Genomic DNA, 7,000 nt, shown 5'->3' with positions numbered 1-7,000 from the left:
ACCCAGCGTTGCAAGCGGGCTACAAGTTTGACTTGCAAGAGCACTTAGATGAAAGCGCCAACCGAGAATGGTTAGTGGTTGAAGCGCATCATCAAGGCAAGCAGCCGCAAGCGTTGGAAGAAGAGGGTGGCAGCGGCGCAACCACTTATAACAACCAATTCACGCTCATCCCGGCCACTATTACGTGGCGCGCTACACCAAAAACCAAACCACAAACGGACGGACCGTGCATGGCGCATGTCGTGGGGCCTGATGGTGAAGAAATTTTCTGTGACGAACATGGCCGCGTCAAACTGCATTTCCCGTGGGATAGATATTCAAACGGCGATGAGCACAGCTCATGCTGGGTGCGAGTGTCGCAAGGATGGGCAGGCAGCCAATACGGGATGATGGCTATCCCAAGAATTGGTCATGAAGTGATAGTATCGTTTTTAAATGGCGACCCAGACCAACCGATAGTCACAGGCCGCACCTACCATGCCAGCAACAAGGCGCCCTACACACTGCCAGACAACAAAGCCAAAACCGTGCTGCGCAGTGAAACCCACCAAGGTGAAGGGTTTAACGAGCTGAGCTTTGAAGACCAAGCGGCGCAAGAGAAAATCTACCTGCACGCGCAAAAAGACTATGAAGCACTGGTGCTCAATGACGCCACCAGTCACATCAAACACGATAGCCACCTGACGGTGGATAACGACCAGTTCAGCCATATCAAAAATAACCAACACCTAACGGTCGAGGGCGAAAGCCGTCAGAAAATAGCGTTAGATCGTAGCCTTGATGTGGGTGGTTCACTGCACCAAAAAATCGGTGAAAAAACGGTTTTTGATTCAGGTAATGAAGTGCACCTTAAAGCAGGCAATAAGTTGGTGTTAGATGCGGGTAATGAGATCACCATCAGAGCTGCGGGTAGTTTTATCAAAGTGGATGGTGGCGGTGTGCACCTAGTCGGGCCTGCGATCAACCTCAACTCCGGCGGCAGCGCAGGCAGCGGATCGGGTTATGGCGGTGTTGTAGCGGCGTTGCCGAATCAAATGATTGCGGCACCGTCTGCACCTAACTCATTACCATTACAACTATCAGCCGCAACCATGTCCACATTGTCTATTGCGAATGTGCCCATGGCAAAAATGTGTCAAAAACAAAGTGATGGGTCATGTCCTCGAGAAGATTGTCCGTGCGAACGAGGTGCCTCATGAATCAACTCAAGGTTGTTAATTATTGGTTAGTGGTTGATACCATTCGTATTCCTGATGCGATTGATGTTCTTACTCGGAATATGGCCGTTCAGCAGGCGATTGTATTATTTGCTGGTTCAGATTTTGATTACTTGAATGACCAAAGCCCATTAGTTGTTAATTTGGGTAGCGATAAGACAGCATTAGATAAATGGTTAACGCTGCCTTACTTCGATTCAAGCTCGGTTATTTTTGAGCTTGATGCGAGTCAAGATGGCTCTGCATTTAGTGAGCATTTACAGTCATTACTCCAAGTTAAGATCGACAATAAAGCCTGCTTTTTGCGTTTTTATACCAATGTCTTTTGGAATCAGGCTGCATCGCAACTTAATGACATCGATATTGCGACCCTTTTAGGTTCAGCTCAAGCAATTCATTGGGTTAATCATGCACGTCAACGGCAAACGCTTCATCATTCACCTATTCAGCCAGAGCAAAGCCAACCTTTGACTCTGACCTCTCCTATCTTTAAGCAGTGGGTATAAACATGTCCAATAATGCCTATACGATTTTAAAAAATGATTGCTTAAGCTTACTTGCTCAGCGTTTCAATATTCCTCTCGATGAGCTGATCAAACTTAACAGCGAACAAATTAAAGATCCTAATCTGATTTATGAAGGTAACGTCTTAAAACTGCCGCCAGATCTAACCAAGCCAATTGAATTTGACGGTTCGCGTATTGAATTGGTTGAGCCGCCAACGGCTTTGAACGGTGGAAATGATACGTGTCAACCGCCCAAGCAATACGATGATATTTTGTATGTTCCTGCTCATCCTAAAACGGGTAAAAAAGCTTGGTATGCGCTGACTAAGCAAGCAAAAGAAAAAGTTGAGGAAGAAAAGGCGTACATGGCGCAAGCCATTGTCGAGAATGATTCACAAGCCACGATGAAGAATCTCAATAAGTTGGGGTTGATCTCAAAGTTTGCCGCCAAAGTTCACGAACAGTTTATGACGTCAGATGATGCTGAAAAATATCAGGCACTGCTGCTTGCTAAGTTGGTGATCAAAAATGAAGCATTCAGAGTTGATGGGACCAATCCGAATGATTATCTGATCACAGTGGCTAGACTGATTGGCGTGTCGCTGGAAGAAACTCGCGAGAAGTTATCTAATCGAGAGCAAGCAAAAAATACCCATTTATACTACGGAAAGTTCAGCTCTTTATATCGGCCATCACCAGAAGGCCCTCTGTTCGAAAAAAATATTAATCAACAGTTACGGGCACTGGTGATTAAAAAAATTGAAAAAGAGGTCGAAAGCCTAGAAAAAGCCGCTGAAAAAGCAGCAAAAAATCATGTTGCAGATGATGGCAGCAAGTTTATTTATGATAAAAAGCTCGAATATTTTACTAGTAGCCAGCAAAAGAACTTGGCATCTTGGATACAGCAAGTGCACCTAAACCGTGATAAATCAGATCAAGAATTGCTTCGCAGCAGTTATCAACAGTCTCGTGCTTATTTAAAGCAGTGGCCAACACAGTTGCAGCAAGCTCTAGAACAAGGCTCTCGCATGTCTACGCTCGATAGTAAAGAGCAGCAAGCATTTCTTGATAAACAAAAGCTGTTTGTGTGTGCGATAAACTTAAAAAACATCAACCATTATGGCTTAGTCGTTAAAGAGCAATGTCTAACCTTAGACCAATTAGAAGGAGAGTCAGGCGTAGCTTGTGGTCCCGAAGCATTAAAAAAAGTGAAGAAATGGCGAGAATCGGGGGATGCCTTAGACATCATCAATGACAGTCAACTGATCAAGGCTTTATATGTGGAAACCGCAGGTGATCAATTTGACAATGATAGTTTGGACGCCAATCTCGATAGAATTATTAAAGGACCTGCGGCGTGGTCTTACTTCACAGCAAAAGCACTGATCGCGGTCGTTAATACCACGGTTATTAAGCACCAAAAAGCATTGTCACAACTCCTTGGCACTAGCAATTCAACACCTTTTAATGAACTTTTTAGGCAATTACTTTGGGTTAAAAAAATCGCTTTAGCTCGGTTAAATTACCTAAAATCTCTTGCTCAAAAAAAGGCAGCGCAAGGCGCTGATGAATTAGTGTTTACTTTGGGCAACGCGAGCCAGATGCCGCCGGCTCTTACCTTGTTATGGGATGAAACTACATTTAAACCCAAGGAAAAGCATAAGTCAGGCTTTATCAATAAAGCCGGAACCAACGATATTCAAGCGGTGGAGTGCTGCTTGCTCTCAGATGGTAAAGTATTCTACATCCGAGGTCCACACTGGTTAATACCGGAAACTAATGGAGATCGACTGTCTACCTTAGCGGCGGGGCACGTTCGAGTCATTACTGAAAAAATCACCTTTAATGCACCGCAATCAAACGGAAAAAACATTGTAGAAGCAGGGTCTGTAGAGGACGCACTCACAGCGCTCACCAAGCCTGAAAGTAAAGTAGATTTAATGCCATTAAAAGCCAGTGCTGGGTTTGATACTGCTTTTTGGCAAGATAGCTATCATTACCAAGGCGGTATTGGTCCGAATGGTGAAACGTCCGCCTATTCTGTTGACGCTGGAGCGCAGTTGCTGCGTTTATCAACCAAGGCGGAGACCGAACTGAATACCCCTTTAAGCTCCTATCAAAATTTAATTAAAAAACGAGATATCGGCGGCTCAGGGGCAATCTCGGATCAATTCACCGCCTTGCAAGGTCAGCTCAGTTTTTCATTTTGGCTTCCGCTTGAACCAGAAAATAAAACGGTGAAGGAAGAGCAGGTCGAAAAAGTGAAAGGGCATGGGATTAAATTAAAGTATATCGATAAAAACAATAAGGAAATCGAATATAAAGCCGGTGATCTACGGGTTTGTATTGCCGGTTCAGTTTATGGTCTGGCGGCCGCTTCATGCCAATTGAGTGCTAAGTTGGCAATCGGCCCGAGTGATGTGAGTGAGGGTTTTGGTATTAAAGGCAGTACGGTAGGGCTATTGGATGCCAATGTTTATAATGGCTATGCCTTACCCGGAGCGAACCTTGCGAGTGCCGAAGCTGCTGGTTATGCAGGGGAGGCCGCTGTTTCTGTTGATGCGTTTGCTGGAGTAGAAGCAGGGGGCACTTTAGGTGCAACGGTTTATTGGGCCCCACCTGCGGTAAAATTTGTTACGCAGAGCAACGCGCCCAAGGTACCGAAAAAATTAGGATCGATTGATGGTAAACTGTCTGGCTCATTTGGCGCAGGTTATCACGCTGAATTTCGTTTGCTGATCCAAGGTGGGGTTATCATCTTGGTCGCTTCAGCGGGATTGGTAGTTGGGCCCGGTTGCAGTGGTAAAGTGGCGATCAATCTGGATGCCAACGCCGCCGATGAATTTATTGGCTGCTTACTTGGGGTATTAAAACAGAGTCATTTCCGCCGTCTAGCGATTTTTGGGGAGGCGGATGCCAATGGAGTCAACGAGAGTTTTAACGAACTCAATGACCTTATGACACTAGCTGTAGGCTTAGGTTTGAATTTGGCGCAGGTGCTATTGATGCCTGTAACGGCGTTAGCGGGTTATAAGCAACAGGTGTTGAGTCAAGAATATGCGCCGTTTTTAGCCGAACGTATAACTGATACCAAACGAAGTGCAATTATGCGCCAATGGATAGTGACATTACCTCCTGAAACGCTCTGTAATATTTTAAGCTGCTTAGTTCAAGGTCAATCCAGAACTAAGCAGGAAGCTAATCAACTTCAAGCCCAAGCCATTGTACAAATTATGCAATGGCTAGCAGCAGATGAAAGTATTGGTGAGGAAGCAAACCAGAGGCAGTGGAAAGAAACTCTGATTGCGATGGGGAAACTTCCCGAAGGCAAAAAAGACCATAAGGTTGAATGGCAAACCTATCAAGCGCAGTGGCTTAATTTGGCTAGGTTTGTGAAAAGTATTAGTAATCAAGATTTGATGGATTATTTTGATCAATCTTCTAAGAAACTTTGTAAAAATATGGTGTTAACTCGTTATGATGAATCGTACCAAAGCGGTCTGTTAGTGGGAATTAAAAAGCCAACCCAGTATTATGCCTACCCGATAGACCTTGTGCAAAATCCGGTGGTAGGCCAAAAAGCGCAAGTGATAAAAGAGACTGGGCTTGCTCCCAATCACTACGATATAGTACAAACGGATGAAATTATTATCAATTGGAGTATTTATGACGCTTTATCTTAATCGGCTTATCCGTCTTGTCTTGCTGCTGAGCGTTATGGTTGGGCTGGTGGCTTGCAAGCCTAACCCACAAGACGATATTGCCCTATTTCAGCCATTTATTACCGAGAATGTTAATAAAAAATCAGCTGACCCTTATATTTCGAGCACCGTAAAGCCGGGAGATAAGATGTATGAAATACTGGTTAATATTCAACATGGACAATGGGATATCGCAGAGGAAGGATTATTACGTTTAATCGATGAGGGCAATCCTGATGCTATGTTATGGTACGCACGTATGTTGCTCTTGGATAACTATAAGAGACGCGAAGTTACCAACTTAATATTTCAGTCATTAACTTTGGGTAATCCATACACAGCCTTAGCTATTTCAAAAAATAGCCATGCTTGTGCTTATTTGGGGGCGGGTTCATTAGATAGTCAGGTTGTTCAATCGTTAGGAATTAGTGACCCTAATTCAGCTCAACTTTGCACAGAAGATAATTTTACAAAAGCGATCGAGCTTTTTAAACCCCTTGCCGCACAAGGCGATTTGCGTGCTCAATATTTTTTACTAAAACAGCAACAGTTAGATCAATCGAAAGAAACTAGGGCTCAGTATATTCAAGAGGTGATTCGCTTCGCACAAGCACATTACTACCAGCCGTTGATGGACTATGTGAATACCATTTTAGTTCGCCCTGAGGGTAAAGTTAAGTATGAAGCTAAAACTCCAGAACAATATCAATTAGTGATTCAGTTGCTAACAATTGCGGCTAATAATAATTATATACCAGCAATAGAGTTTATTGTTAGGCAAGATGTTGATATAAAAAGTAATGATGATTTATATCTAAAGCTAAAATTTTTGGGTGGTACACATTTTTATAAGACCAGATTTTTTGAGTTTAAAGATGAATTTAACAATGAACAATTATATTGCTATGCTACTTTGTATGAGGCTATTACGGGTTCAGACAAGCTCTTTCTTGGGGTAGAAAACAAGAAAAATGTTTCTAAAGATTGCAATGTAGAGCAAGAAATAAACAAAATGGCACCTATGGTATATATCGATGGTTTTACTAGCCGTGATGATTGGGTGGATTGATAACTATCATGACGCTTTATCTTAATCGACTTGTCCGTCTTGTCTTGCTGCTGAGCGTTATGGTTGGGCTGGTTGCTTGCAAGCCTAACCCACAAGATGACATTGCCTTATTTCAGCCATTTATTACCGAGAATGTTAATAAAAAATCAGCTGACCCTTATATTTCGAGCACCGTAAAGCCGGGAGATAAGATGTATGATTTTTTAATCAGATTGCAGCATGGCTCTGTTAATCCTGAGATATTAAGACCTTTGATTGTCCAAGGGGATACTGATGCCATGGTGTGGTATGCCAGAATAAAATTAATGAGCATTCAGAAGAGAGGCGAAGTTATTTCATTACTACAGAAATCACTGCTTGAGGGCAACCCTTATGCTGCATTATACCGAATCAACTTGAAGATGCAGGCTTGAGAACCTGAAAATGATCATTAATTCGAGATGTCAAAGAGCCTGCGATCTCTGGAAGAGTCACAGAAAAAAATTGGTCTATTGCCGCCTTGAAGTC

At 43.3% G+C, this 7,000-nt stretch carries 4 protein-coding genes and 2 pseudogenes; 5 read left to right on the top strand and 1 reads right to left on the bottom strand.

Going from position 1 to position 7,000, the window contains the following annotated elements; genetic code table 11:
* The 5 genes and pseudogenes from tssI to EYW48_RS19920 all read left to right on the top strand — a co-directional run.
* Positions 1–1,199: type VI secretion system tip protein TssI/VgrG (gene tssI, locus EYW48_RS19940; RefSeq protein ID WP_277432924.1), on the top strand; the 1,199-nt coding region annotated here is incomplete at its 5' end.
* Positions 1,196–1,723 (top strand): DUF4123 domain-containing protein, encoded by a 528-nt coding sequence (locus tag EYW48_RS19935; protein WP_053311594.1) that lies wholly within the window; start codon positions 1,196–1,198, stop codon positions 1,721–1,723. The genes tssI and EYW48_RS19935, both read left to right, overlap by 4 nt.
* Positions 1,724–1,725: 2 nt before the next feature.
* On the top strand, positions 1,726–5,406 hold the full coding sequence (locus EYW48_RS19930) for a LysM domain-containing protein (protein ID WP_277432923.1): 3,681 nt from the start codon (positions 1,726–1,728) through the stop codon (positions 5,404–5,406).
* Positions 5,390–6,493 (top strand): sel1 repeat family protein, encoded by a 1,104-nt coding sequence (locus EYW48_RS19925; RefSeq protein WP_277432922.1) that lies wholly within the window; start codon positions 5,390–5,392, stop codon positions 6,491–6,493. Before EYW48_RS19930 ends, EYW48_RS19925 begins: the two co-directional genes overlap by 17 nt.
* An 8-nt stretch (positions 6,494–6,501) precedes the next feature.
* Positions 6,502–6,876: pseudogene (locus EYW48_RS19920) on the top strand (sel1 repeat family protein); the annotation flags it as partial.
* A gap of 7 nt (positions 6,877–6,883) precedes the next feature.
* Here EYW48_RS19920 and EYW48_RS19915 read toward each other — a convergent pair.
* Positions 6,884–7,000: pseudogene (locus EYW48_RS19915) on the bottom strand (IS630 family transposase); the annotation flags it as partial.

The organism is Vibrio sp. 1180_3, assembly GCF_029478545.1.
Classification (GTDB): domain Bacteria; phylum Pseudomonadota; class Gammaproteobacteria; order Enterobacterales; family Vibrionaceae; genus Vibrio; species Vibrio aestuarianus.
Note: the sequence above shows the minus strand (reverse complement) of the source record. Positions and strands in the feature narration are given on the sequence as shown.